At 63.8% G+C, this 864-nt stretch carries 1 pseudogene; it reads right to left on the reverse strand.

Annotated features, from left to right (window positions below):
* A pseudogene (locus EJ105_RS27655) lies at positions 1-843 on the reverse strand (hypothetical protein); the annotation flags it as partial.
* Between the last annotated feature and the right edge of the window lie 21 nt (positions 844-864).

Genomic DNA, 864 nt, shown 5'->3' on the forward strand with positions numbered 1-864 from the left:
CAGATGCGAGGCCGTGATTGAGCCGGCAGCGATCAGATCACCATTGAGGTAAAGGACCGGCTCAGGCCCCGTATTATCCACCAGGAACACCGCCACCCCGGGCAGGTCCGGTGCTGTAATGAAAAAGCGGTCGGCGTCAAACTCGATATCGCCGATCGCGCCGCCGGAGCCATCGGATCGCGCGATGATGCGGAAGCCAGCCCTGGCTCCCTCTGCGGTTGCCTCCAACTCGTAAGCCGCCAATGCACCGGAGGGCGTCACCACCGCGACATACCGGACGTTGAGGCTCGCGCCGACATCATCCAGCGCCGCTTCAAGAGTATCGATCTGCGTCGCCAGTGCCGTATCGGCGCTGGCCCGCGTTCCGGCTTCGGAGGAGATCGACGCCGACAAGGCAGTGTTCGCCGTCTCCATGCTTGATTGGAGCGTGGTGATTTGGCTGCTGAGGGCGCTGTCGGCGCTGGCCCGGGTGCCAGCCTCACTGGTGATGGATGCGGATAGTCCGGCGCTGGCGGTCTCCAGATTTGATTGCACGGTGCTGATCTGCACCGCCAAAGCGCTGTCGGCGCTGGCCCGGGTGGTGCTCTCCGTGCTGATGAGCGCGGATAGGGAGACATCCGCAGCGGTCAGAGAGGCCTGCAGATCCGTGATTTGCTGGACCAGCGCGCTATCCGGCCCCGTCGCAACCGCAATTTCCTCAGAAAAGCGCGCCGTTGCCGCGCCAACCCGCTGCACCAAGGCGCGGCTCATTTCCAGCCGGTTAAGGTCACCAGCCGCATCCACATCGGCCAGCAGCAAGGACAGCCGCTCGACCGCGTATTGCAGGGAGACAATCTCGACCACAGTCTTCGTCACCACAAGGTC

It is taken from the genome of Xanthobacter aminoxidans (genome assembly GCF_023571765.1).
In the GTDB taxonomy this organism is placed as follows: Bacteria; Pseudomonadota; Alphaproteobacteria; order Rhizobiales; family Xanthobacteraceae; genus Xanthobacter; species Xanthobacter aminoxidans.